General features: G+C 29.6%; 27 protein-coding genes. 10 read left to right on the forward strand and 17 right to left on the reverse strand.

Annotation, left to right across the window (positions count from 1 at the left end):
- Positions 1–5: 5 nt before the first annotated feature.
- Positions 6–2453, forward strand: a complete 2448-nt coding sequence (locus LPB302_RS02770; protein ID WP_053974814.1) for a TonB-dependent receptor — start codon at positions 6–8, stop codon at positions 2451–2453.
- Position 2454: 1 nt separating this feature from the next.
- Here LPB302_RS02770 and LPB302_RS02775 read toward each other — a convergent pair whose 3' ends face one another.
- From LPB302_RS02775 to LPB302_RS02845, 15 genes are all read right to left on the reverse strand, one after another.
- Entirely contained in the window at positions 2455–3486 is a 1032-nt protein-coding gene (locus LPB302_RS02775; protein WP_053974815.1) for an AI-2E family transporter, read from the reverse strand.
- Between the two features lie 92 nt (positions 3487–3578).
- Positions 3579–3944, reverse strand: coding sequence for a cupin domain-containing protein (locus LPB302_RS02780; RefSeq protein ID WP_053974816.1), 366 nt, complete (start codon positions 3942–3944; stop codon positions 3579–3581).
- 7 nt (positions 3945–3951) lie between these two features.
- A complete protein-coding gene (locus tag LPB302_RS02785; RefSeq protein WP_053974817.1) occupies positions 3952–4335 on the reverse strand; it encodes a hypothetical protein in 384 nt (127 codons plus the stop codon).
- A gap of 6 nt (positions 4336–4341) precedes the next feature.
- On the reverse strand, positions 4342–4827 hold the full coding sequence (locus tag LPB302_RS02790; RefSeq protein WP_231658734.1) for a hypothetical protein: 486 nt from the start codon (positions 4825–4827) through the stop codon (positions 4342–4344).
- Positions 4828–4946: 119 nt separating this feature from the next.
- The gene (locus tag LPB302_RS02795; RefSeq protein ID WP_053974819.1) at positions 4947–6500 is read right to left on the reverse strand and encodes a helicase HerA-like domain-containing protein; all 1554 of its coding nucleotides are present in this window, start codon (positions 6498–6500) and stop codon (positions 4947–4949) included.
- 295 nt (positions 6501–6795) lie between these two features.
- Positions 6796–7227 carry a sterol desaturase family protein gene (locus LPB302_RS02800; protein WP_231658735.1) on the reverse strand — a complete coding sequence of 144 codons (432 nt, stop codon included), beginning with the start codon at positions 7225–7227 and terminating at the stop codon, positions 6796–6798.
- A 44-nt stretch (positions 7228–7271) separates the two neighbouring features.
- Complete coding sequence (locus tag LPB302_RS02805; RefSeq protein ID WP_053974821.1) at positions 7272–7967, reverse strand: carotenoid biosynthesis protein; 696 nt, start codon at positions 7965–7967, stop codon at positions 7272–7274.
- Positions 7954–9411 carry a 1-hydroxycarotenoid 3,4-desaturase CrtD gene (gene crtD / locus LPB302_RS02810; RefSeq protein ID WP_053974822.1) on the reverse strand — a complete coding sequence of 486 codons (1458 nt, stop codon included), beginning with the start codon at positions 9409–9411 and terminating at the stop codon, positions 7954–7956. The genes LPB302_RS02805 and crtD overlap by 14 nt, the downstream gene beginning before the upstream one ends.
- Positions 9412–9574: 163 nt before the next feature.
- The gene (locus LPB302_RS02815; protein ID WP_053974823.1) at positions 9575–10237 is read right to left on the reverse strand and encodes a spheroidene monooxygenase; all 663 of its coding nucleotides are present in this window, start codon (positions 10235–10237) and stop codon (positions 9575–9577) included.
- A 143-nt stretch (positions 10238–10380) separates the two neighbouring features.
- A complete protein-coding gene (locus tag LPB302_RS02820) occupies positions 10381–11136 on the reverse strand; it encodes a LytR/AlgR family response regulator transcription factor (protein ID WP_053974824.1) in 756 nt (251 codons plus the stop codon).
- Between the two features lie 11 nt (positions 11137–11147).
- A complete protein-coding gene (locus LPB302_RS02825) occupies positions 11148–11480 on the reverse strand; it encodes a 2TM domain-containing protein (RefSeq protein ID WP_053974825.1) in 333 nt (110 codons plus the stop codon).
- Positions 11481–11485: 5 nt separating this feature from the next.
- A complete protein-coding gene (locus LPB302_RS02830; protein WP_231658736.1) occupies positions 11486–12052 on the reverse strand; it encodes a 2TM domain-containing protein in 567 nt (188 codons plus the stop codon).
- 1 nt (position 12053) lies between these two features.
- Positions 12054–12377: a 2TM domain-containing protein gene (locus tag LPB302_RS02835; protein ID WP_053974826.1), complete on the reverse strand. Its 324-nt coding sequence runs from the start codon at positions 12375–12377 to the stop codon at positions 12054–12056.
- Positions 12377–13738: a 2TM domain-containing protein gene (locus LPB302_RS02840; RefSeq protein WP_053975359.1), complete on the reverse strand. Its 1362-nt coding sequence runs from the start codon at positions 13736–13738 to the stop codon at positions 12377–12379. The genes LPB302_RS02835 and LPB302_RS02840 overlap by 1 nt, the downstream gene beginning before the upstream one ends.
- An 18-nt stretch (positions 13739–13756) precedes the next feature.
- Positions 13757–14170: a DUF2141 domain-containing protein gene (locus LPB302_RS02845; protein WP_053974827.1), complete on the reverse strand. Its 414-nt coding sequence runs from the start codon at positions 14168–14170 to the stop codon at positions 13757–13759.
- A gap of 469 nt (positions 14171–14639) precedes the next feature.
- Here LPB302_RS02845 and LPB302_RS02850 point away from each other — a divergent pair, with 469 nt between their 5' ends.
- The 9 genes from LPB302_RS02850 (at position 14640) to argH (ending at position 23567) form a co-directional block, all read left to right on the forward strand.
- Positions 14640–15257, forward strand: coding sequence for a GNAT family N-acetyltransferase (locus LPB302_RS02850; RefSeq protein ID WP_053974828.1), 618 nt, complete (start codon positions 14640–14642; stop codon positions 15255–15257).
- On the forward strand, positions 15254–16429 hold the full coding sequence (locus LPB302_RS02855) for an argininosuccinate synthase (protein ID WP_053974829.1): 1176 nt from the start codon (positions 15254–15256) through the stop codon (positions 16427–16429). The genes LPB302_RS02850 and LPB302_RS02855 overlap by 4 nt, the downstream gene beginning before the upstream one ends.
- 2 nt (positions 16430–16431) lie before the next feature.
- Positions 16432–17409, forward strand: a complete 978-nt coding sequence (gene argC / locus LPB302_RS02860) for an N-acetyl-gamma-glutamyl-phosphate reductase (RefSeq protein ID WP_053974830.1) — start codon at positions 16432–16434, stop codon at positions 17407–17409.
- A gap of 9 nt (positions 17410–17418) precedes the next feature.
- Entirely contained in the window at positions 17419–18219 is an 801-nt protein-coding gene (proC, locus tag LPB302_RS02865) for a pyrroline-5-carboxylate reductase (protein WP_053974831.1), read from the forward strand.
- On the forward strand, positions 18216–19343 hold the full coding sequence (locus tag LPB302_RS02870; protein ID WP_053974832.1) for an aspartate aminotransferase family protein: 1128 nt from the start codon (positions 18216–18218) through the stop codon (positions 19341–19343). The genes proC and LPB302_RS02870 overlap by 4 nt, the downstream gene beginning before the upstream one ends.
- The gene (locus tag LPB302_RS02875) at positions 19340–20278 is read left to right on the forward strand and encodes an N-acetylornithine carbamoyltransferase (RefSeq protein WP_053974833.1); all 939 of its coding nucleotides are present in this window, start codon (positions 19340–19342) and stop codon (positions 20276–20278) included. The genes LPB302_RS02870 and LPB302_RS02875 overlap by 4 nt, the downstream gene beginning before the upstream one ends.
- Before the next feature lie 81 nt (positions 20279–20359).
- A complete protein-coding gene (gene argB / locus LPB302_RS02880; RefSeq protein WP_053974834.1) occupies positions 20360–21136 on the forward strand; it encodes an acetylglutamate kinase in 777 nt (258 codons plus the stop codon).
- Positions 21136–22206, forward strand: coding sequence for a M20 family metallo-hydrolase (locus LPB302_RS02885; RefSeq protein WP_176966497.1), 1071 nt, complete (start codon positions 21136–21138; stop codon positions 22204–22206). Before argB ends, LPB302_RS02885 begins: the two co-directional genes overlap by 1 nt.
- An 83-nt stretch (positions 22207–22289) precedes the next feature.
- Positions 22290–23567, forward strand: a complete 1278-nt coding sequence (argH, locus tag LPB302_RS02890; RefSeq protein WP_053974835.1) for an argininosuccinate lyase — start codon at positions 22290–22292, stop codon at positions 23565–23567.
- On the opposite strand, the gene LPB302_RS02895 is transcribed toward argH, so the two are convergent.
- Both LPB302_RS02895 and LPB302_RS02900 read right to left on the reverse strand, forming a co-directional pair.
- Positions 23559–24710, reverse strand: a complete 1152-nt coding sequence (locus LPB302_RS02895; protein ID WP_053974836.1) for a lycopene cyclase family protein — start codon at positions 24708–24710, stop codon at positions 23559–23561. The genes argH and LPB302_RS02895 overlap by 9 nt on opposite strands.
- Before the next feature lie 36 nt (positions 24711–24746).
- A complete protein-coding gene (locus LPB302_RS02900; protein WP_074613556.1) occupies positions 24747–25190 on the reverse strand; it encodes a sterol desaturase family protein in 444 nt (147 codons plus the stop codon).

The following is a 25190-nucleotide window of genomic DNA, read 5'->3' on the forward strand; positions in this document are numbered from 1 at the left end:
AATTTGTGAAACAAATTCTCTTATTTCTATTTTTAATACCTAGTTTTCTGTTCGCCCAAAAAACAACCATATTAAAAGGTACAGTTAAAAATAGTCAAAAAGATGGTATAGATAAAGTTTCTGTAAAGTTTGGAAAGACAGGTACAGTAACAGATGAAAATGGGAACTACTCTATAAGAATTCCTTTAGACAAAGAGATTACCATTTTATTTAGCCATGTATCTTATGTAACATTTACAAAAAAAATTACTGCTAAGAATAGAAATATTATTCGCTTCTCACCTATTCTACTTACAAAAACAGAAAATCTAAATGAGGTTGTTGTAAAAGACAACCGAAAAGAGGCAGCAGGAATAACCAAAATTGATATAAATAAAGCTAAAAATATTGTTGGGCCAAATGCAGGTGTAGAAAATGTTTTAATGACTTTACCAGGTGTAAATAACAATAATGAGCTTAGTACACAATATAATGTGAGAGGTGGTAATTTTGATGAAAACTTAGTATATGTAAATGGAATTCAAGTATATAGACCATTCTTAATTAGATCTGGTCAGCAGGAGGGTTTAAGTTTTATAAACTCTAATATGGTACAAAATATCGATTTTTCTGCTGGAGGTTTTCAAGCAAAATATGGAGATCGTTTATCATCTGTATTAGATATTACTTACAGAAAACCATCAGAAACAGCTCTAGCCATAGATGCTAGTCTTTTAGGAGCAAGTGCTACCTTTGAAGGTTTATTTTTAAACAATAAATTAAGTACTATAACAGGTGTAAGATATAGAGATAACAGTTTGTTTGTAAACAGCAAACAAATAGAAACCAACTTTAGACCTCGATTTACAGATGTACAAACGTATTTATCTTATGAATTTTCTGATAAATTTCAACTTAGCTTTTTGGGTAATTTTTCTTTAAACAATTACAATTATCAACCTTTAACAAGAAGAACTCGTTTTGGAACTGTGGCCAATCCTTTAGAGTTAACTGTCTTTTATTCTGGACAAGAAGAAGACAAATATCTTACGCTTTTTGGAGCTTTATCTGGAGAATATAAAGTTAGTGATTCTTTTACAATAACCACAACTGCATCTAGATACAACACTCAAGAAGAAGAACATTTTGATATTGCAGCTCAATATAATTTAGGTGAAGTTGATGCAAATATTGGTTCAGATGATTTTGGAGATGTTCAGTTTTCTCAAGGAATAGGATCTCAATTAAATCATGCAAGAAATGATTTAGATGCGTTAATTACCAATGTTGAAGTAAAAGGAACCTTAAAACAAGGTTCAAAGCAATGGAGTTTTGGTGTTAAATATCAAAAAGAAGATATAATTGATAGAATTCGTGAATGGGAAGTTATAGATTCTTTGGGTTTTTCTATTAGACCTCCTTTTCATTCATCAAACAACCAACCCTATGAACCTTTTGAAGGTGCAATAACTCCTTTTCAAAATATTAGAAAAGACAACAATGTTATTATTAATAGAATCACTGGATTTGCACAATTTAATCAGCGTTCTTTTTGGAACGATCATGAAGTATTTTATAATTTAGGAATTAGAGCACATTCTTGGTCTGTGACTGGAAATGGAACAAAATCAGACAATAAAATAATAGTTAGTCCTCGTGCACAATTTGCAATTAAACCTAATTGGGATAAAGACATGCTTTTTAGAATTTCTGGAGGATTATATGCTCAACCACCTTCATACAGAGAGTTGAGAGATTTTAATGGAGATATTAATGTAAACGTAGATGCACAGAAATCATATCATTTGGTTACTGGTATGGATTACAGCTTTAATCTTTGGAATAGACCTTTTAAACTTACTTCTGAAGCCTATTATAAAAACTTAACAGATGTAAATTCATATACTATAGATAATGTTAGAATTAGATATAGAGCAGACAATGTAACTGAAGCTTATGCTTATGGATTGGATTTGCGTTTAAATGGTGAATTTGTTCCTGGCAGTGAAAGTTGGGTAAGTATTGGATATTTGAAAACAGAAGAGAATATAAATGATAGAGGTTACATAGCAAGACCTTCTGATCAAAGAGTAAAATTTGGAATATTGTTTCAAGATTATATACCTAATTTACCTGACTTAAAGGCTTATTTAAATTTGGTTTATAACACAGGTGTTCCTGGTGGTTCTCCTTCTTATTCAGATCCTTATAATTTTCAACAACGATTAAGAGATTATAGACGTGCAGATTTAGGTGTATCTTACATTTTTGTAGATGCCAATAAACAGTTTAGCTCTGGCTGGTTATCTAACTTTAAAGAATTAAGTGCTGGTTTAGAACTGTTTAATATGTTCGATATACAAAACGCAATTACCAATACATGGGTTAGAGATGTGTATACAAAAACGCAATTTGGAATTCCTAACTTTATGACTGGCAGGGTATTAAACTTTAAGCTAGCTATGAAGTTTTAATTTAAAGAATCTTTTCATTATCAATTAGTGCTCCAAATTCTTTCTTATATATTCTTACTACTACTAAGAATAAACTTATTAATAAAGGGCCAAAAATCAAGCCAATAAAACCAAATAAAGGTACACCAACAATTACTCCTATTAAAGTGATTAAAGGATGAACATTATCTAATTTTTTAAGTAAAAATAGCCTTATTATATTATCTGTAGAACCTACTACAACCAATCCATAAATTAGAATTCCCCAGGCTCCAATATTATTACCATAAGACATGGTTAAAATAAATACAGGTAAAATACCAATTAAAGTACCTACAAATGGTATCATAGAACCAATAGTTACTATTATAAACCAAAAGAAAGGATCACGAATTCCGAAAATTAAGAAACCAATTAAAGCAATAATCCCTTGTGCAATAGCAACCAAAGGTATACCTAATGCATTAGAACGAACCATGGCTTGAGATTCTGTACCAATAATTTTTAAGTTCTTATTACTAATAGGAATATATGCATATAATGAATCTTTTAACTGACTTCTGTTTGTTAACATATAGTATAGAATAAAATACATTAGTCCAATAGCTATAAAAATATTAAAAGTACTACCAGCAAAGGTTTCCAAATTACTAGAAATCCATGTAGAAACTTCTTCTGTATTAATTCTTGAACTCAAATCATAGCCATATTCACTTTCTATAACTCGTATTTTGTTCTGAACAACTTTGGCAATTTCTTCTGAATTATCTACAGCTTCACCTATTTTTTCACCCAACATAAATATAATTCCTGTTACAGGTAAAAGAATACAAATAAATGATAAAAACATGAGTAAAATCGCAGCAAGATCTGGATTCCAGTTTCTATTGATTAAAAAAACCATCCATTTTCTTAATAAAACATAGATGGTAATAGCGCCTAAAACACCTGATAAATATGGAATTAACTCCATAAATATTAAAACTGCGAAAAACAAGATTAGAAGTAATACAAATACTTGTCTAATTATTTTTGGTGCTATAACATCACTCATAGTAGCTTATTTTTATCGCAATTTAGAAATTATATAAAGTATAAAATGTAAAAATCGAATATAAAATTAATTCATTCCGAAATTAATAAAATTTACGCTTCTTCTCTGTTTACCAAATCCATAGAAAAGGCTGGGGTACATATTGCAATATATTCACATTCTTCCTCAAAAGGATTTGAATATTGTACACGAACATTTTTCTCTATTTTAATTGATTCTCCAGCACTTAAAACAATTTTCTCATCCTCTATAATAAATTGTTTTTTGCCTCTAATGATATAAGTATATTCATCAAATTGAGGTGTTTGAAAAGGCTCTTTCCATTTTGGAGGTGCTACCATATGCGCAACACTTATATCAGATTGTTTGGTGGTAGCATTTCCAAAATGTTCTTCAATTAATTTGCCATCTGTAGTTGGCACTACAAAAGGACTATTTTGAATGGTGTATTTTTTCATTTTTAAATTATATCAAATTGAATTCACCAGAAACTATTCTTTCAATTTCTGTTAAGTCATCAAAATTTTTATCAATAAAATAGGTGTTAAATGCTTTATCTATAATGGTTTGATTAATTTTAGCTGAAGCTGTAGTTGCTAACTTTTGATTAGATCTATTCTTAGCACCAATAGCCAATCTTAACACATTTAAATCTGATAGATCACCTAATAAACAACCAATTATACCAATAGATTCGTGTTCTGAAACTGTAGTGTTTTCTAAAATTTCTCTTTCTATTGTACTAATTTCAATATCATTATCTAAATAATATTGCAAGATTATTCTACGTTCAAATTCAGAATTTGGAAGTAAAATCGTCTTTTTCTGATTGAAAATAGAATAACTCATATCAATTTAATGAAACCAAATAATGAATAATTTGATTTTGGCCAAATCAGGAATTTGTTCTAGAGATACTTTTTGGTTCAAAGCAAAATCTCTAAGCCCTAATTCTTCTTTATCAATAGCTATAGTAGCATTTAATTCATCTAAAAACAGAGTAACAGATTGTAAGGTAGTTTCTGGTCTTGCTGCATAATTTGCATTAATTTCAGAGAAAGTAGAATTTAAATTGATACCAGATTTAGTTTTGTAACGAGAATCATGAATTTCGATGCTCTTTATGGTTGATGTACTATCTAACTGTTCTTTTGGTACAATCGTTAACAAGTGCTTCCCTCCTTTTTCGTAAATCAAATAGGTATCATCATCTTGAAAATAGTTATCACCTAAAGCACCTTCACTTAAATTTTTAACTATAGAATCGTTTTTAAAAATTTCATCTAAATCAGATACAGTTGTAGTTGTGGTTATTTCACCAACCATCCCTTTATCTAACATAAATTTGTTATTGTTGGTACAACTTGTTATACATAATGAAATTATTACTAGGGATAAGAAACTTCTTTTAATCATTCTTTTTAGTTTTTATTAACGTTAACGTTAATATTCTTAATTTGTTATTTAATTACTTTTTTTAAAATTCCAAAAACTGCTCTTATAAAAGTAGCACTCGTTAATACCTTAACTAAAGGATCTTGTCTTGTGCTTCTTCTAGAACTTCTTTTGTAATTTTCTTCTCTTGCTTTTTGTTTTGCTAAACGTTCTATTTCCTTTTGTCTTTCAGCATCTTCTATGGCTTTTTGCTCAGCATCATTAATATCTTTAATTTTCTGATTCAACAATTCGTAAGCACTTTCTCTATCTAAGTTATTGTTGTATTTATGAATAAGTCTAGAGTTATTGATTACTTGACTCAATTCTTGATCTGTTAAAATATCCATTCTACTCATTGGCGCTCTTAGCATGGTTCTAGCCAAAGGTGTTGGAATTCCTTTTTCATTTAAAACCGAAACAAATGCTTCTCCAATACCTAATTGTGTTAAGACTTCTTTGGTATCATAATAATCTGAAGTAGGATAATTTTCTGCAGCCAATTTAATTGCTTTTCTATCTTTAGCAGTAAAAGCTCTTAGTGCATGCTGAATTTTTAAACCCAATTGCGCTAAAATATCTTCTGGAACATCTTTTGGATTTTGGGTAACAAAGTATAAGCCAATACCTTTAGAACGAATCAACTTAACAATACTTTCTATTTGATTTAATAAAGCTTTAGAAGCCTCCTCAAAAACCAAGTGAGCTTCATCTATAAAAATAACCAACTCAGGTCTTCCTGAATCTCCTTGTTCTGGAAAAGTTTCATATACTTCTGCCAATAATTGCAGCATAAATGTAGAAAACAACTTGGGTTTATCTTGTATATCTGTTAATCTTAATACAGATATAACTCCTCTTCCATCATCATCTATTCTAGTAAGGTCTTCAACTTCAAAAGATTTTTCGCCAAAAAACAAATCTCCTCCTTGTTGTTCTATCTCAATAATTTTACGCAAAATAGCACCTGTAGAAGATGTAGAAATTCTACCATATTCTGCTTGAATAGCTTCTTTACCTTCTTGAGTTACAAATTGTAAAACCTTTTTAAAATCTTTAATATCTAAAAGAGGTAATTTATGATCATCACAATACTTAAAAATAATGGCAACAATTCCACTTTGCGTTTCTGTTAAATCTAAAATTCTAGATAATAAAACAGGCCCAAATTCAGAAATTGTGGCACGCATTTTAGTACCATTTTGTTCTGAGATTGATAAAACTTCAATAGGAAACTTTTTAGCCTCGAATGGAAAACCTATTTTTTGATGACGTTCATCTATTTTTGGATGACCAGGACTCTCTTTGGCCAAACCAGAAAGGTCTCCTTTAATATCCATTAGCAAAACAGGAATACCTTTTTCTGATAAATTTTCTGCTAAAACTTGTAACGTTTTGGTTTTACCTGTACCTGTTGCACCTGCTATTAAACCATGTCTGTTTAAGGTTTTAAGAGGTACCTTTACGATTGCATCAGTAATAGTTTCCTCACCCAACATTGCAGCTCCAAGTGCAATAAAATCGCCTTTAGTTGTATAGCCCTTGTTTATGTAATCAAAAAAATCCTCTCTTTGGCTCATCAAAATAAATTTTGATAAAAATAAGTAAAGTTTAAGAGTAAGAAAATAAAATTGAGACTTTGTTAAATTAAAAATTAATTTATTTAGGCACTAGATACGTTTACTTAGCTAACCAATGAAATGTATATATGCTAAAAACATCTCTATCTTTTAAATTTACTTTAATCGAAGTTGAATAAGGAAAAGAATTAAAATTTGTTTTGTCTATTACAATGCTCTTAGAATTTTCTGTATTCCCAAAACTGATTTCTTAAAAAGAAAAGGAAATACTAAAAACCTAGTTAAAATATAGTTATCATTTTTGCTTACGAATGGACTTATCTTTAAGCACCTTTTCCCAATATTTCTTTGCAACAAATAATAATCCAAAACTTTCACTTTTCTCTTTTCCAAGATGCTTGTGATGCATTTTATGCGCCCATTTTATAGCTTTTATGTATGTGTTGTTACTTCTAGAAAACCACTTAAAACGCTGATGAATTATAACATCATGAACTAAAAAATAAGCCAAACCATATAGTGCAATTCCAAATCCAATACCAGCAAGCCAATATGTTTTATCTTGTAATCCTATCATAATACACAACCAACTTGGTATTGCAAAAATTAAAAAGAAGGCATCATTTTTCTCGAAAAAGTGAGCATTTGGTTTGTGATGATCTTCATGCAAATACCACAAAAATCCGTGCATTACGTATTTATGCATTGCCCAAGTTATTCCCTCCATTATAATGAACGTTACTAAAGTAATTGATAAGATAAAAAGAAAGATCATTTAAAAAATAAACTAATAGTTATAAAAAATATAAGCTGAATTATAAACAAATAAACTGCGAATTTATTCTGTTTATTGAATTTCAAAATTACGAATAAATACTGTAAAATTAAACTACCAAAAAACCAACACACATAATTATATATTGGAATTTCTCCATATGGAAACCATTGCCAAAAATTTAATTTAATAGCTACTGGCTCTAAAAATAAATCTAAGAAAACAGCTATAAATGCAGCTATAATTGCCAATAAATGAATTTCTAATTGATTAGAAATAGTAAAATTATATTTTACTTTAAGCCAGTTATAAACTTGATAGGTTAAAATACCAACACAATACATAGTTGTAAACCACAAAACACCTAATAAAACAGGAACTCCAAATATTTTGTAGCCCATAACACTTGAGTATTCATAATCTCCAAAAAGAAGTCCTGTATTAATACCTATAACTTCATAAGTAAGCCCTGCAAAAATGCATGCACTAAAAAAAAACCAAAGTGATTTATTAATTTTTTGATGCGTATAAAGAACCAATAGCATTGATATGATTAAATTCAAAGGTGTGTTATCAATAAAAAAATCATGATAATCAGTAAAAAGCAAGCCAATAATAGCACTTAAATGAAATAATAGACTTATTCCTAAAGCTAATTTGTATTTACGTTTAAATAAACTACTGGATGTCATCTGCTACCAATTTTGCACTTTTAAAACACAATGGAATTCCTCCTCCTGGATGTACACTTCCTCCACAGAAATATAAATTTTTATAGCGTTTGCTTTTATTTTGTTGTCTAAAAAATGCAGCCATTTTACTGTTACTACTTGTTCCATATAAAGAACCCATAAAACTAGCTGTTTTTTCTTGAATATTTAAAGGAGAAAGCGTGTCTTCTGCAACAATATGCTTTTCAAGATTAGTGTTTAATCCTTTATTGATCTGTTTGATTATGAACCTCTTTACTTTTTCTTTTTGCTCTTCCCAATTATGTTCATTGTGTGCAGGAGCATTAACCATTACAAACCAATTTTCACTTTTATCTGGAGCGTGATTTTTGTCGTATTTAGAAGTTATATTTACATAAATGGTTGGCTCATCAGGTAAAATAGAATCATTAAAAATTTGTTCAAACTCTTTCTTATAATCTTCACTAAAAAAGATATTATGTAAACCTAATTCTGAAAAAGTAGTATTTATACCCCAATAAAAGATAAAAGCACTACTGCTTCTTTCTTGCTTTAAAACTTTATCTGCAAACTTATTATCTTCAAGTAATTTTTTATAGGTATAATAAATATCCATATTACTTACAATAATATCTGCTTTGTGTCTTTTTCCATTCACAACAACTCCTGCAACTGTTTCATTTAGAGTTTCAATTTTTTCAACTTTGCTGTTGTTATGAAATTTAACACCAACATCTTTTGCTAATTTCACTAAAGCATTAGTAATACTTATCATTCCTCCATTTGGATAAAAAGTTCCTTGACTTTGTTCCAAACTAGAAATCATACTTAACATCGCTGGTGCTTTATATGGATTACTACCATTATAGGTTGCAAAACGATTAAAAAGTTGCACCATTTCTGGCGTTTTAAAGCTAGATTCGTTAAAGCTATTTAAAGATTTTGAAATGTATGGAAACTTAACACTAAGCAAAGCTTTATAAGTTTCACTTTTTGTGATCAAACTTAAATCTAAGGGAAAATCTAAAAATAGTTCTCCTATGTTTTTATAAGCTTTTTTACTGTTTTCAAGATATTTCTTAATGTTTACTGATGGTTCACCAAAAACTTTTTCTGCTTCATCAGCAAAAGCATCACCATTTTTTTGAGCGGTAATTTTTTTACCATTTGCAAAAAAATAACGACAGCTTTCGTCTAAAGAACGATATGTAAAATAGCTGGTAATATCTTTTTTGGCCAAACTAAAAAGTGCTTCTATATTTTCTGGAGCTGTAAAGAGGGATGGACCAGCATCAAAAGTAAAACCATCTTTTTTAAATGAAGATAGCTTACCTCCAAAATAAGAATTTGCTTCATAAACAGAAACATCGTAATTCTTTAAAGCCAATCGAATTGAGGTGGCTAAACCTCCAATTCCACTGCCAATAATAGCTACTTTATTCATTTGTTTAACATTTCAGTAAAAATATGAAACAAAAAACATTTAACCTTGTTTTTTGATTAAATTATATACAATTATTTCTTAAAATTTAAACAGGTATTATTCCTCCTTAAATGAGATGTATCAGAAAAAAAGAGAGCACTGAATACAGATTTAAATAGACGAATTATTTTTCAATTTTTTGTTGAATAGTAAAACGCGTAAACATATCCTCACTATACCAATTTTGTTTTCTCGTTTTTTGAATAACAGCTTTGTGATTTGGCATTCTATATGCAAATTTTTTCATCATTGCTTTTGATTCCCAAACACTGAAAGTAGCTTGTTTAACCCAAGGAATTTCTCCAACTCCATAAGAAGTAATAAATCCTTCTGCTGTAGCCATTTGAGATGCAATTGGTGCTACGTTTTTCCAAAAATATTGTAATTTATTTAGGCGAATCGTTGCTCTAGTTAACACAGCTATTTCTCCTTCATAATCTGTAGTTGGTGGTAATTCACCAAAAACCTTTTTCTTGTCCCACAAACCATGACCTTCAATAGGTTTTAATAAATATATGGTTTGGTTTTTACAAAATAAATCGAACCACTTTAAAATGAAACTTCCAAATTGATCTTTTAAAGTTAAATCACCTTCATAAGTAACTAATATAGACCATTGAGATAAATCTGGAACTTTATCAAAAGTACCATTTTTACCTGTTCCCATCAATTTATAAAATTGGATGTTTTGATTTAAAAATAAAGGAATTCTAAAGATTGCCATTGATAAAAACCCAAAAATGGCAGAAATTGGATAATATTTTACAATGATTAAACTAGCTTTCAAAATGATATTTACGCTTCAATTAATTAATTATCAAAGATAGTAAGTAATTGAAGTGAATTACTATCTGATTTGCTGTTTTATTAAGTAAATTAGACAATTTGACTTTTTAAAAAGAGTTGTATTTATAACGAAAACAAAATGTATTAGTCAATCCAGTTTTTAAAATCTTTTACACGTTCTCTACTTACAATGATTTCTTGTTCATTATAAGAATGTAACATCAATTTTAACCTTGAATTAGAATATGCAATAATGTCTTTAATTGCATTAATATGAACAATATAAGTTCTATTAACTCTAAAAAAATGTTCTGGATCTAGTTGTTCTTGCCAATTTTCTAAAGAATGATCTAACAAGTAATTTCTGTTTTCTGTAGTATGAATGTAGGTTGATTTATTCTCACTGTAAAAACACTCAATTTCATCTATATGAATAATTTTAATGTGCTGCCCGACTTTAATAGATAGCCTCTTCTTAAATTTACGATCTACAGGATTTACCAATAATTTTCTAATATCATCTAAATTAACCTGCACATCTGTTTCTTTTGGTTGTTGCTTTTTAAATTGCCTAACAGCAGCAGTTAACTCATCATCATCTATAGGCTTTAAAAGGTAATCTATACTATTTAATTTAAAGGCTTTTAGAGCATATTCATCATAAGCAGTTGTAAAGATAATAGCCGATTTTACATCTATTTCTTCAAATATTTCAAAAGACAAACCATCTGATAATTGGATATCTAAAAATATCAAATCTGGATGTGTGTTATTTTGTAACCAGTTTAAAGATTCTTCTACAGAATGCAACATTTGTTGCACTTCTATATCTAATTCTGCTAACATTCTACTTAATCTTCTAGCAGCTGGTTTTTCATCTTCAATTATTAGTACATTCATTTTGTTTTATTCTAAAATCTTCTTCTTTCTTCTTCTTTATCTAAATATTCTTGTATTTTTCTCTCTTCCCAATCTCTACTAAATCCTAACGATTTAAAACCGAAAACTCCCATCCAATGAAAGAAGATTCCTATTCCCCAAAAAATCCAGGTAGAATACACACCAAAGTTAGAAAATGTATCTGTAAAAGAATATCCACTTTGCATTAAGCCAAAGATAATAATACCACTTATAAATAAGTTTACTAAAACATAAACAACTGCATGAATATAATAACCTTTTATGGCCTTTACACGCTTTTTTGCACGTTGGTAGTTTTGCTCTTGTATAAATTGATTATCCATAAATCCTAATTCTTTTTATTCATAAATTCTTGAATCTTTTTTTCTTCCCAAGTTTTACCAAAACCTAATTTACTAAAACCAAAAACTCCAAACCAGTGAAAAAATAAACCTATACTTATGCCTCCTACTGCATACCAAAAGAAATGAAATGATGGTACAAATTGTAAGTTTACCAATACAATTATAATAATTGCTAATATAGAAATACCAAAGTGTACATAAAAACCTTTAATTTCTTTTACTTTCTTTTTCGTTTTAAGATAATATTGTTCTTGTATAAATTCTGATTTATCTTCATGGTTTAACATTGCTTCATTCAATTTGTTTGCTTCCCAATTATTAAAGAATTTTGCTGAACCAAAAACATAAAACCAGTGTATAATTAAACCTACAGCCCAAGCTACTAATGCAAACCAAAACCACTCAAATTGTGGAGCCGTTTTTAAATTGATAAATATTAAAAATGGTGGAATAAAAAAGGTAGCTATTAAATGTGTGTAAAAACCTTTAATTTCCTCTATTCTTTTTGCTGCTTTTAATCGCAGTTGATGATCGCTTGAATTTATATTCATATTAAAGGTTATCATTTTGTTCATCTAAATATTGTTGTACTTTTCTCTTTTCCCAATCTTTATTAAAAAATAAATTAATGCCAAAAGTATTGATAGCTTGAAACGCAATTCCTATTCCCCAATAAAACCAGATTTTATAATTATGATAGTTAAAAAAAGCTTGGTTAAAGGTATCTCCATCATTCATATCACCTACTATAAATATGGCTGATAAAAATGTATTTACTGCTAAGTATATGGCTAAATGTTTATAGAATTTACTAATTCTTTCTACTCGCTTACGAGCCAAAATATATTTCTGTTCTTGTGTATATTCTCTTTGCATTATCTTAATCTTTTTTGTTGATTCTCCTCATCCATCATCTCTTTAATTTTTCTTTCTTCCCAATTTCTACCTAAGAAAATGTTATAGTTATTTACTTCTAAAAAGTGAAATACTAAACCTATTCCCCATCCAAAAATTGGAAACCAGAACCAATAAAAACCTGGTGAAAATCTTAAATTGATAAATATTAAAAATGGTATTACTAAACAGTATGAAGCTAAATTTTGATAAAATTCCTTTAGTTTTTCAACTCTTTCTACTGCTTTAACGTACTTGCTATTTTCTAAATCTTCTGTAAACATAATTTCGTTCATTTTATATAAGAGAGGTAAACTCACCTTAAATGTTTTATTGTTATTTTCTATTCTAACCCCTTGTTTAGTTAATAAACCATACCTATCTGCAATATTTTGTAAACCAACTTTGGTACTTTTACCTATTGCCTCTTTTGGGTTAATATTGTTTTCTATAATTAAAAAACTTCCTTCTTGATAAATATTTATGGTTAATGGTTTAGAAGGTGAAACCACATTGTGTTTTACTGCGTTTTCTAACAGTAATTGTAATGATAATGGTACAATTTTAAGCTCTTGATCTGTTACATCATCTGGAATATTAAACTTCACAGCCTCTTCAAATCGCATTTCTAATAATTGCATGTATGTTTTTGCAAATCTCAATTCTTCAGAAATAGGCACTAAGTCTTTATTTCTCTGTTCTAAAACATACCTGTAAACTTTAGATAATTTAGTAGTAAACTTTTCTGCTTGATTAGGATTCTCTCCAATTAAACTGGTTAATACATTTAAACTATTAAATAGAAAATGAGGATCTAATTGATTTTTTAAAGATTCAAATTTTGCAGTTTCTGTTTTGGCTACAATTTGCTGTTTTGTACTTTCTTGTTTTACCGATTTTTTCCACTCCATCATAAATCCTCTTGCATGCAAAAATGCTGATACTCCAAAAGAAAGTATAATGTAGAAAACATGCATCAACATAAAGTTTCCACTAAAAAAATAATCTGGATTATTATTACTGATGATGATAAAATTCACATAGTTTATCAAAAGAACAATAGGTATTGTATATAAAACAGATGAGATAATACCTGCCCAAACTCTTGCATTGGTATGTTCTACCCAAGACCATTTTGTGTTCAGTGCATGATTAATTACACCTTGTGCAAAGCCCAATCCAAAAGAATACATAGCAGAAATTAAAAAGGTATATGCAATACTTAATAAGTCGAAATCTTGGTTGATTAAAGTAAAAACTACTGCAAAAATGATAGTAATTTTTAAACTGACTAAAACACCTTCTTTCATATTGTTTTGTACTACTCTGCTATTTGTATTCATACTTGGCATATGGTTTTACTAAAATTTGATAATTAAAGATACATTTTTATCAGCAACTACAAACTTTGCATCATCATAATTTGGTGGTCCAAAACTCATAACATTATTAGAAACACCATAATCTTCTATTGGCATTCTGTTTGCAGAAAAATCCATTCTGTCATTATTATTTTTATCATGGTAACAAGTAATTGCATATTCACCAGGAACAACATTTTCAAACTCAACTACGGTTTTACCATTTTCTATTTTGGCATTTTTAGCCATGATTGGCTCTTTCATAAAATTCTCTTTATTATAAAGAGCAAATCCAACTTTACCTTCATCAGAAGAAATGTTTTCTATAGTTACTTTAATGGTTTTGTTTTGAGCTGTAATTGAAGTTGAAATAAACATTACAGTTGCAAATAAAAGAGATACTAGAAGTTTCATAATTTTTAGTTTTTTAGATTAATTATGGTACAAATATGCAACTGAACTAAAGTTTTTAAAAGTAAATAGTACTGAACTGTATTTTTTTTAGGCTGAATTGTAAAAATGTATATACTTTACTTTAAAGCCCTTATAATTTAGTCATAGAAACCTTAGTTCTATTATGAATTTCAAAAAATCAAATGTTGTTTTTTTATAATATGACAAAAATTTAAAATAAATGCTTAATAGTTACCAAGGATTCAATAAAATAAATACATTTGTCCTATAATATTGATATATATTTTGATTAAACAACAATACATAACAGCAATTTTAAACTTTACTTCTAGTAGTAAAGCTGCTTTTGTGCGTCGCTCTTTCTCTGAGCGCCCTTTGGGTGTTTAATAATTCTTAGGAATTAGGTGCGTCCAATTCCATTCTTCAAAACTTTTACAAAAAACATTACAAATCTTAACAAATCAAAACAATGCAAATTGTTATTGCAAATAAATCGCATATTATTTATGCAAATATCATCTGTGACACTATAGCAGAAGCTGCTAAAGTAAGAGGTACTGGTATTGCAAAAAGAAAACCTGAATACGTTGCCAAGAAAATGGAAAATGGCAATGCTGTTATTGCTTTAGATTATGGTAAGTTTGCTGGCTTCTGTTATATAGAACAATGGGGACATGGAAAATTTGTGGCTAATTCTGGTTTAATTGTGCATCCTGATTACAGAAATATTGGTTTAGCCAAACAAATAAAAGAAGTCATCTTTCAGCATTCTAGAACTAAGTTTCCTAATGCCAAAGTATTTAGTATTACCACAGGTTTAGCTGTTATGAAACTAAATAGTGATTTAGGCTACAAACCTGTTACATTTTCTGAGTTGACAGATGACCAAACCTTTTGGAATGGCTGTCAAACCTGTAAAAACTTCGATATTTTAACAAGAACAGAAAGAAAAATGTGCTTATGTACAGGAATGTTATTTGATCCTAAAAACCAAAATGAAAACGAAACAAAAGAGGTTAAGGAAAACGTTTACAAAAGATTAAAATCAATGAAACAGAACTTGTTTCTAAAAAAAGATAAAAAATGAAAAAATTAGTTATTGCTTATAGTGGAGGATTAGATACTTCTTATTGTGCTGTAAGTTTATCAAAAGAATATGATGTGCATGCTGTAAGTGTAAATACTGGTGGTTTTACATCAGAAGAAATTAAAAACATAGAAAGTAACGCTTATAAAATGGGGGTTACAACTTATAAAAATATTGATGCAGTTTCCACTTTTTACAATAAAGTAGTTAAGTATTTAATTTTTGGAAACGTACTAAAAAATGCTACATATCCACTTTCTGTTAGCGCAGAAAGAATTATACAAGCTATAGAAATTATAGAATATGCAAAAAGCATAAATGCAGAATATATTGCTCATGGTAGTACAGGTGCAGGAAATGATCAAGTTAGATTTGATATGATTTTTCAAACCTTAGCACCAGGAATTAAAATTATTACCCCAATTAGAGATCAAAAGCTATCTAGACAAGAAGAAATAGATTATTTAAAGTCTGAAGGGATTGATATGAATTGGGAAAAATCTAAATATTCTGTAAACAAAGGTCTTTGGGGAACAAGTGTTGGTGGTGTACAAACTCTAAAATCAGAAAAACCTTTACCTAATGAAGCTTATCCTTCTCAACTTAAAAAAGAAGAAGAAGAAAAAGTAACCTTATCATTTAAAAATGGAGAGTTTGTTGCTTTAAATGGTGAGCAAAACAAACCAGAAATAAATATTGAAAAACTAAATGATATTGCTTCTCAATTTGCAATTGGTAGAGATATTCATGTTGGTGATACAATTGTGGGTACAAAAGGTAGAGTTGGTTTTGAAGCTGCAGCAGCTTTAATTACAGTAAAAGCACATCATTTATTAGAGAAACATACACTTACAAAATGGCAATTGCAACACAAAGAATATTTGTCTAGTTTTTATGGAATGCATTTGCATGAAGGTCAATACTTAGATCCAGTAATGAGAGATACTGAAGCATTTTTGCAAAGTTCTCAGAAGATGGTTTCTGGTAATGTTGTGGTTTCTTTAAAACCTTATCACTTTACTTTAGATGGTATTGTATCAGATCACGATTTAATGTCTAGTGCATTTAGTACTTATGGTGAAGAAAATAAAGCTTGGTCTGCAGATGATGCAAAAGGTTTTATTAAGATTTTAGGAAATCAGAACAAAATATATCAACAAGTAAATTCTTAATGATGTTAGAAGTAGGAATTATAGGTGGTGCAGGTTACACTGCAGGTGAATTGATTAGATTACTATTAAATCATCCAGAAACAAACATTAATTTTGTGTACAGTACTTCAAATGCTGGCAACAAATTATACAATGTACATCAAGATTTAATTGGTGCTACAGAAATTAGTTTTACGAGTGAAATAAATGCTGATGTTGATGTACTATTTTTGTGCTTAGGTCATGGAAATTCAACTGCGTTTTTACAAAAAAACAAGTTTTCTGATCACACAAAAATTATAGATTTAAGTAATGACTTTAGGTTACTTGCTGATAAAAATTTTGAAGGAAAAGAATTTGTTTATGGTTTACCAGAATTAAATAAGAAAGATATTATATCAGCAAAATATATTGCAAATCCTGGTTGTTTTGCTACTGCTTTACAACTAGCAATTTTACCTTTAGCTGCAAACGGATTGTTAGAAAATGATGTGCATATAAATGCTGTTACAGGTGCAACTGGAGCAGGAACATCTTTATCTGCAACTACTCATTTTACTTGGAGAGATAATAATTTTTCTCATTACAAGGCTTTTAATCATCAGCATTTAGGTGAAATTAATCAAACAGTAAATCAGTTACAAAATGATTTTGATTCAGAAATTAACTTTATGCCAAATAGAGGAGATTTTTCTAGAGGAATTTTTGCAACAACTTACACCAAATTTGAAGGATCTTTAGAAGAAGCTACAGAAATGTATAAATCTTATTATAAAGATGCAGCTTTTACATTTGTGGCTGAACAAAGCATATTTTTAAAACAAGTAGTCAATACCAATAATTGTTTGATTCATTTAGAAAAACATGGAAATAAATTACTGATTACAAGTACAATAGATAATTTGTTAAAAGGAGCTTCTGGACAAGCCATTCAAAATATGAACCTAATGTTTGGTTTTCAAGAGGATACAGGTCTAAAATTAAAAGCAAACTATTTTTAAACGTAAACTATGAAAATAGCAATAATAGGAACAGGAAATTTAGGAAAATCAATTGCAAAAGGTTTAATTACCAACAATGCAATTACCTCTCTATACTTAACCAAAAGAAATATTGAAGGACTTGCTGAGTTTGAAGGATATACTAATGTTCATTTAACTACAGATAATCTTTTAGCAGTTCAAAAATCTGATATCATCATATTTGCAGTACAACCTGCACATTTTGAAGGTATTTTAAAAATGATTAAACCGTATTTAACTGAGAAACATGTGTTAATTTCCACAATTACTGGTTTTTTAATTCCACAGATTGAGCAAGAAATTGGTGAAGACAAATTTATTATTCGTGCAATGCCAAATACAGCAATTGCTGTTGGTAAATCTATGACCTGTTTGTGTAGTAATACTCAAGGAGAAAAAAGAATACAAATAGCAGAAGCTATATTTAATAGATTAGGTCATTCTTTAAGTATACCAGAATCACAAATGCAAGCTGCAACAGTAGTTTGTGCAAGTGGTATTGCTTTTTGGATGCGTTTAATACGTGCAACTACTCAAGCTGCTATTCAGTTAGGTTTTGATGCAAAAGAGGCACAAGAACTAGCGATGTTTACTAGTGAAGGAGCAGCTAATTTATTAATTACAAATGGTAATCATCCAGAAGAAGAAATTGATAGAGTAACCACGCCAAAAGGTTGTACCATTGAAGGTTTAAATGAAATGGAGCATAAAGGTTTGAGTTCTTCTTTAATTCAAGGTATGGTTGCTTCTTTCAACAAAATTAATAACATTAAAAAAGAACAAATATGAGTTTGTTTAATGTATATCCATTATTTGACATTACACCTGTAAAAGCAACAGATGTTTTTGTGTATGATGAAAATGGAACTGAATATTTAGATTTATATGGTGGGCATGCAGTTATTTCTATTGGGCATTCTCATCCAAAATATGTGAAGGCAATATCTGATCAAGTTGCAAAAATGGGTTTTTATAGTAACTCCATTAAAAATCCATTACAAACTGAATTAGCAAAAAAACTAGTATCAGTTTCTGGTTGTAAAAACTACGAATTGTTTTTATGCAATTCTGGAGCAGAAGCTAATGAAAATGCCTTAAAGCTGGCTTCTTTTCACAATCAGAAACATAAAGTTATTGCCTTTAAAAATGGTTTTCATGGTAGAACATCTGCAGCAGTTGCAGCCACAGATAATGCTAAAATAGTAGCTCCTTTAAATGCGCAACAAGAGGTAGAAATTTTAGAATTAGGTGATTTAGAAAGTTTAGAAAATGCCCTACAAAAAAACGATTGCTGTGCAGTAATTGTAGAATTTATTCAAGGTGTAGGTGGTTTAGATCAAAGTACAGCCGAATTTTATGAAAGTGCAGATGCTCTATGTAAAAAATATAACACTTGCTTCATAGCAGATGAGGTACAATCTGGCTTTGGTAGATCAGGAGAATTTTTTGCTTTTCAAAAATTCAATGTCACTCCAGATATTATTTCAATTGCAAAAGGTATGGGTAATGGTTTTCCAATTGGCGGAATTTTAATTCATCCTAGCATAAAGGCATCTTTTGGTTTATTGGGTACAACATTTGGTGGAAATCATTTGGCCTCAGTGGCTTGTACTACTGTTTTAGAAGTAATTGAAGAGGAAAAGTTAATGGATAATGTAAAAGTTATTTCAGCATATTTTTTAGAGAAAGCGAAAAACATTCCTCAAATTAAAAATTGTAAAGGTCGTGGTTTAATGCTAGGTTTAGAGTTTAATGAACCTGTTGCTGATTTAAGAAAGCGATTAATTTTTAATCAACATATATTTACGGGTAGTGCTAAAAACCCTAATCTATTAAGAATTTTACCTCCTTTAACCTTACAAAAAGGCCATGTAGATGCATTTTTTGATGCTTTAAAAACAGAACTAAAATGAAAAACTACACCTCTATTAAAGATATAGAAAACATTCACAATTGGATTACTGAGGCTAAAAAAGTTAAAGCAAATCCACTTGCCAATAAAAACCTTGGTAAAAACAAAACCTTAGGATTACTATTTTTCAATTCTAGTTTAAGAACAAGATTAAGCACACAAAAAGCAGCATTAAATTTAGGGATGGAACCTATTGTAATGAATGTTTCTGGTGATGCTTGGGGCATTGAATTTGAAGATGGCACAGAAATGAATGGGAATACAGCTGAACATATTAAAGAAGCAGCAGCTGTGGTTTCTCAATATTGTGATGTTATTGCTGTTAGAGCTTTTCCTACTTTAACAGATAAAGAGAAAGATGAGTCTGAACAGGTATTAAATTCATTCGTTAAATATGCTAGTGTACCTATTGTTAGTATGGAAAGTGCTACTGGTCATCCTTTACAAGGATTAACTGATGCTTTAACCATTGCTGAAAACTCACTAAAAAAGAAACCAAAAGTGGTGTTAAGTTGGGCTCCTCATATTAAAGCTTTACCACATGCTGTAGCAAATAGTTTTACACAGGCCATGCAAAAAATGGATGTTGAGTTTGTAATTGCAAACCCAGAAGGATATGATTTAAGCAAAGAGATTACAAAAGACACACCTATTTATCATAATCAGGCACAGGCTTTTAAGGATGCTGATTTTATCTATGCAAAAAATTGGAGTTCTTATGAATCTTATGGACAACTATTAGACGTTAATGACAATTGGACCATCACAAAAGATAAAATTGGTGATGCTAAATTTATGCATTGCTTACCTGTAAGAAGAAATGTTGTGGTTGAAGATGCTGTTCTAGATTCAAAAAATTCTTTGGTGATAGAACAAGCCAATAACAGAACATATGCTGCTCAATTGGTGTTAAAGAAAATTTTAGAAAACCTGTAAGGATTTCTAACGCTGAACGTGATTCAGCATCTCATAAAATAGTTACAACTCAAAAAAGATACTGAAACAAGTTCAGCACTCATGGAAAAACTATCAATCATAAAAATAGGTGGAAATATTATTGAAGATGAAGCGTCTTTAAATACGTTCTTACAACTTTTTGCCAATCTTGAAGGACATAAAATTTTAGTTCATGGAGGAGGAAAACGTGCAACACTTATTGCCTCTAAACTAGGTATTAATTCCAAATTAATTGATGGCAGAAGAATTACGGATGCAGAAACTTTAGAGGTTATTACTATGGTTTATGGAGGCTTAGTCAACAAAAATATAGTAGCTAAACTACAAGCACTGAATATTGATGCTCTAGGTTTAACTGGTGCAGATATCAATAGCATACAGTCTGTTAAAAGACCAATACAAAAAATTGATTATGGTTTTGTAGGTGATGTCAAACAAATTGCATCAAGTTCTATAGACAAATTAATTCAAGCCAACTTTACCCCTGTTTTTTGTGCAATTACACATGATAAAAAAGGACAATTATTAAACACCAATGCAGATACTATTGCAAATACAATAGCTGCTGGAATGAGTAGAATTTATGACACATCAATTTACTATTGTTTTGAATTGAATGGTGTTTTACAAGATTTTAACGATAAAGAATCAGTTATTAAACATATCAATGCTGAATCTTATAAAGAACTATTAGAAAAAGGTATTATTTCTGATGGAATGATTCCAAAAATAGACAATTGCTTTGATGCACTTCAGAATGGAGTACAAAAGGTATATATAGGTAATACAGCTATGCTTACAAAAGAAAACAACAATTTTACAACCATTACTTTATAATGATTACAATCGAAAAATTAACAGAGAAAGCAATTTCACTTTTAAAGAATTTAATTGAAACTCAATCTTTTTCTTCTGAAGAAGAACAAACTGCAGCATTAATTGAAGCTTGGTTTATAGAGTTTAAAATTCCATTTCAAAGAACAAAAAATAATGTTTGGGCTACTAATAAATATTTTGATGATAGCAAGCCAACACTTCTATTAAACTCACATCATGATACTGTTAAACCCAACTCAGCCTACACAAATGACCCTTTTAAAGCATTTGTAGAAGATGGTAAATTATATGGTTTAGGTTCTAATGATGCAGGTGGTTGCTTAGTATCATTAATTGCAACATTTACTAATTTTTATGCACAAGAAAACTTAAAATACAATTTAGTTATAGTTGCTTCTGCAGAAGAGGAAAGTTCAGGGCCTAATGGATTAAATAGTATGTTATCAATTATACCTCATGTGGATGTAGCTATTGTTGGTGAACCTACTTTAATGAATTTGGCTGTAGCTGAAAAAGGTTTGGTAGTTTTTGATGCTGTTGTAAAAGGTACACCAAGTCATGCTGCACATCCAAATAACAACAATTCAATATATAATGCAATTGAAGTATTACAATGGTTCAAAGATTTTAAATTCGAAAAAACTTCGAATGCTTTGGGTGATGTAAAAATGACAGTTACACAAATAAATGCGGGTAAACAGCATAATGTTGTTCCAGCTCACGTAGATTTGGTTGTAGATGTTCGTGTAAATGATGCGTATTCAAATCAAGAAATTGCAGATATTTTACAAGAACAATCTCCTTGCACAGAAATTAAACCAAGAAGTTTAAGACTAAATTCTTCTTCCATATCTACAGATCATGATTTGGTAAAAGCAGGAATTATAATGGGTAGAGAAACGTATGGCTCTCCTACCCTTTCAGATCAATCTGTATTAACGTGTCAATCTTTAAAATTAGGACCTGGAGATAGTACACGTTCTCATTCTGCAAATGAATTTATATATGTTTCAGAAATCGAAGAAGGAATTCAGATTTATATTGAACTGCTAAATAGAGTAATTATTTAAAAACGAAAAAGAAACAAGATAAAAGAACATGGACAGAGCAACTGACTTCAATTTTATCTAAATTTTAAAATAAAATTTATAATATGAAACTTTGGGATAAAGGATTTTCAATAGACAAACAGATAGAAAACTTTACAGTGGGTAATGATAGAGAAATTGACATTCATATTGCAAAATATGATGTACAAGCTTCTTTAGCACATGCAATAATGTTAGCATCTATAGGAATTATTTCTGCTGATGAATTAATAGACCTTAAAAAAGGTTTGAAAGAATTAGCTGATGATATTGAAAATGGAACTTTTGTAATAGAGTCTTCTTTTGAAGATGTACATTCTAAAATTGAATGGGAGTTGACCAACAAATTAGGTGAGGTTGGTAAGAAAATTCATACAGCTCGTTCAAGAAACGATCAAGTTTTAGTAGCTCTACAATTGTATTATAAAGAAAATTTAGCAATTGTAAATGATAAAGTAAAAGCCCTTTTTGATACTTTATTAAATCTTGCTAACACTCACAAAGATTCATTATTACCTGGTTACACACATTTACAAGTGGCAATGCCATCATCATTTGGATTGTGGTTTTCTGCGTATGCAGAGTTATTAATTGATGACGTTTATGTGTTAAATGCAGTTTCTAAAGTTGTAGACCAAAACCCATTAGGTTCTGCTGCTGGATATGGTTCTTCTTTTCCTATTGATAGAGAATTAACCACCAAAGAATTAGAATTTGCAACTTTAAAATACAACGTAGTTGCTGCACAATTGAGCAGAGGAAAAAGTGAACGTTCTATAGCATCTGCTTTAGGTGGTTTGTGTAATACAATGGCTCGTTTTGCAATGGATGTTTGTCTGTATATGAGTCAGAATTTTGGTTTTATTTCTTTTCCTGATGAGCTAACTACAGGAAGTAGCATTATGCCTCATAAAAAGAATCCAGATGTTTTTGAATTAATTCGTGGAAAATGTAATAAAATACAAGCTTTACATTCAGAAATGTTATTAATCACCAATAATCTGCCTACAGGTTATCACAGAGATTTTCAGTTATTAAAAGAGAATATTATTGCAGCATTTGAAGATGTGAAAGATATTTTAGACATCTTTAATTACTCAATTCAGCAAGTAATTGTAAAAGATATAGATTTGAATGATGAAAAATATCAATATTTATTTACGGTAGATTCTATTAACAATTTGGTAGTAGAAGGCATGTCTTTTAGAGAAGCATATCAAAAAATTGGTGGTCAAGTGCAAGAAGGAACGTACAAACCAGACTTAGGGAAACAACATTCTCATGTTGGGAGTATCCATAATTTATCCTTAGATAAAATTAGAGACAAATTTCCTTTAAAATAAACGTTTTATTAAAGCTTTACTAAACAAGCGTATTTGCATATTAGAGAAGATTTTTAACTCTTTTGAAAAAGTTGTTTCCTCATCTAAAAATTTTAAAATAAGCTGAGGAGATAGCTTTTTAAACATTCTAGAAAATACAGCAGCTCCCTTTGCATTATGCTTAGACAAAATATCTAATAACAGTAAATCATAAAACCAAAATCGATTGGTTTTTTGAAAGGACTTTAAGGAAGTTTCTTTTTTAAGGTGATTAATTAAATGCCTTGTTTTCTTGTCTATATTCTTGAAGGTAAACCCAGTACTTGCTTTGCTCCAACCACCTGCTGTACCAATATGAATAATATTGACTGAATTTGAATTCCAGAACTTGTAAGAAGTCATTGGTATAGCACCTTGCTCCTTTTCAACAATTTCGTAATCTGTAATATTTTTATCTTCTAAATAAGCTTTAATAGCATCAGCATAAGCAGTATACTCTAATAACTCTTTAGAAAACAAAGTATATTCAAACAGAGCTTCGTTTTCAGCATAAGGCAAAACATACATAAATCTTGTATTCCCTTTTTGAGGAATTGTAAAATCCATAAAAGTAGCTGCATTCGTAGTAAATACAGGTTCTTTTGTTTTTACAAAATAACCTACAAAGTGCTGTTGCAATACAGGATACTTTTGTTGTTCCTGATACACGTCAGAAAACAAAACACTATTGATTATTCTTTTTGAATGGTATTTATTTTCAGTGGTAAAAACTACTCCAAGGCTTTCCTCTTGTTGAATTTTAACTACATTTTCTTCACTAAACTGAATGTTTTGTTTTGTGCTAATTATCTTCCAGACTTTTTGGTAAAAGTCAGAACTCTTAATCATTTTATAGACATAAGGCTCTATACAAGTTTGCATGGCTCCACTATCGCCCTTGAATATAATATCTCTCCAAGAATGATTTAAGATGTCATCCCAATCACCTATATTCTTTTCCCAAAAACACCAAGTTCTATCATTGCTTGATTTTTTTATTTGATCAAGAATTAGAATCGATTTATCATCAAAATAAGCATCTTTGCTCATTCTATAAGCCATCATTAAGCCTGAAGCTCCTCCACCAACAATAATATAATCGAAATTTTTGGTAGCTGAATTCAAAATAAATAAAGTAAAGTTGAAATTAAAATAGTAATTCTATTTCTTAAACTGCTTAAAGTATTTTACAGGTACAAACAACATTCCAAAACATTGGCTGTCTTCTTTACCCATATTTTTATGATGTATTTTATGCGCTTTACGTAAGCCCTTTAAATACCAATTATTTGTGTTTTTAAACCATTTAAAACGCTGATGAATAAGTACATCATGCACTAAAAAATAGGCAATTCCATAACAAAGAATTCCTAAACCTATATAGGTTAAATAAACATGACTCGTATAACTACCAAAATAGAACAAAGCCATACTAGGTATTGCAAAAACTACAAAGAAAGCATCATTTTTTTCAAAACCATCATATTTTGGTTGATGATGGTCTTCATGCAAATACCATCCAAAGCCATGCATTACATATTTATGCGTACACCAAGTTACACCTTCCATCAACAAAAAAACACCCAAGGTAACTAAGAATAGCAT

Origin of the sequence: Polaribacter dokdonensis, assembly GCF_024362345.1 — a bacterium.
Taxonomy (GTDB): domain Bacteria; phylum Bacteroidota; class Bacteroidia; order Flavobacteriales; family Flavobacteriaceae; genus Polaribacter; species Polaribacter dokdonensis.

Excerpts from the sequence above, each read along its gene's own strand:
- proC (WP_053974831.1), top strand. The coding sequence starts at position 17,419 with ATGAAAATAGCAATAATAGGAACAGGAAATTTAGGAAAATCAATTGCA.
- LPB302_RS02785 (WP_053974817.1), bottom strand. The coding sequence starts at position 4,335 with ATGAGTTATTCTATTTTCAATCAGAAAAAGACGATTTTACTTCCAAAT.
- LPB302_RS02870 (WP_053974832.1), top strand. The coding sequence starts at position 18,216 with ATGAGTTTGTTTAATGTATATCCATTATTTGACATTACACCTGTAAAA.
- LPB302_RS02790 (WP_231658734.1), bottom strand. The coding sequence starts at position 4,827 with ATGTTAGATAAAGGGATGGTTGGTGAAATAACCACAACTACAACTGTA.
- LPB302_RS02900 (WP_074613556.1), bottom strand. The coding sequence starts at position 25,190 with ATGCTATTCTTAGTTACCTTGGGTGTTTTTTTGTTGATGGAAGGTGTA.
- LPB302_RS02820 (WP_053974824.1), bottom strand. The coding sequence starts at position 11,136 with ATGAATGTACTAATAATTGAAGATGAAAAACCAGCTGCTAGAAGATTA.
- LPB302_RS02850 (WP_053974828.1), top strand. The coding sequence starts at position 14,640 with ATGCAAATTGTTATTGCAAATAAATCGCATATTATTTATGCAAATATC.
- argB (WP_053974834.1), top strand. The coding sequence starts at position 20,360 with ATGGAAAAACTATCAATCATAAAAATAGGTGGAAATATTATTGAAGAT.
- LPB302_RS02875 (WP_053974833.1), top strand. The coding sequence starts at position 19,340 with ATGAAAAACTACACCTCTATTAAAGATATAGAAAACATTCACAATTGG.
- LPB302_RS02840 (WP_053975359.1), bottom strand. The coding sequence starts at position 13,738 with ATGAATACAAATAGCAGAGTAGTACAAAACAATATGAAAGAAGGTGTT.
- LPB302_RS02805 (WP_053974821.1), bottom strand. The coding sequence starts at position 7,967 with ATGACATCCAGTAGTTTATTTAAACGTAAATACAAATTAGCTTTAGGA.
- LPB302_RS02825 (WP_053974825.1), bottom strand. The coding sequence starts at position 11,480 with ATGGATAATCAATTTATACAAGAGCAAAACTACCAACGTGCAAAAAAG.
- crtD (WP_053974822.1), bottom strand. The coding sequence starts at position 9,411 with ATGAATAAAGTAGCTATTATTGGCAGTGGAATTGGAGGTTTAGCCACC.
- argC (WP_053974830.1), top strand. The coding sequence starts at position 16,432 with ATGTTAGAAGTAGGAATTATAGGTGGTGCAGGTTACACTGCAGGTGAA.
- LPB302_RS02855 (WP_053974829.1), top strand. The coding sequence starts at position 15,254 with ATGAAAAAATTAGTTATTGCTTATAGTGGAGGATTAGATACTTCTTAT.
- LPB302_RS02795 (WP_053974819.1), bottom strand. The coding sequence starts at position 6,500 with ATGAGCCAAAGAGAGGATTTTTTTGATTACATAAACAAGGGCTATACA.
- LPB302_RS02780 (WP_053974816.1), bottom strand. The coding sequence starts at position 3,944 with ATGAAAAAATACACCATTCAAAATAGTCCTTTTGTAGTGCCAACTACA.
- LPB302_RS02830 (WP_231658736.1), bottom strand. The coding sequence starts at position 12,052 with ATGAATATAAATTCAAGCGATCATCAACTGCGATTAAAAGCAGCAAAA.
- LPB302_RS02835 (WP_053974826.1), bottom strand. The coding sequence starts at position 12,377 with ATGCAAAGAGAATATACACAAGAACAGAAATATATTTTGGCTCGTAAG.
- argH (WP_053974835.1), top strand. The coding sequence starts at position 22,290 with ATGAAACTTTGGGATAAAGGATTTTCAATAGACAAACAGATAGAAAAC.
- LPB302_RS02845 (WP_053974827.1), bottom strand. The coding sequence starts at position 14,170 with ATGAAACTTCTAGTATCTCTTTTATTTGCAACTGTAATGTTTATTTCA.
- LPB302_RS02775 (WP_053974815.1), bottom strand. The coding sequence starts at position 3,486 with ATGAGTGATGTTATAGCACCAAAAATAATTAGACAAGTATTTGTATTA.
- LPB302_RS02800 (WP_231658735.1), bottom strand. The coding sequence starts at position 7,227 with ATGGAGGGAATAACTTGGGCAATGCATAAATACGTAATGCACGGATTT.
- LPB302_RS02885 (WP_176966497.1), top strand. The coding sequence starts at position 21,136 with ATGATTACAATCGAAAAATTAACAGAGAAAGCAATTTCACTTTTAAAG.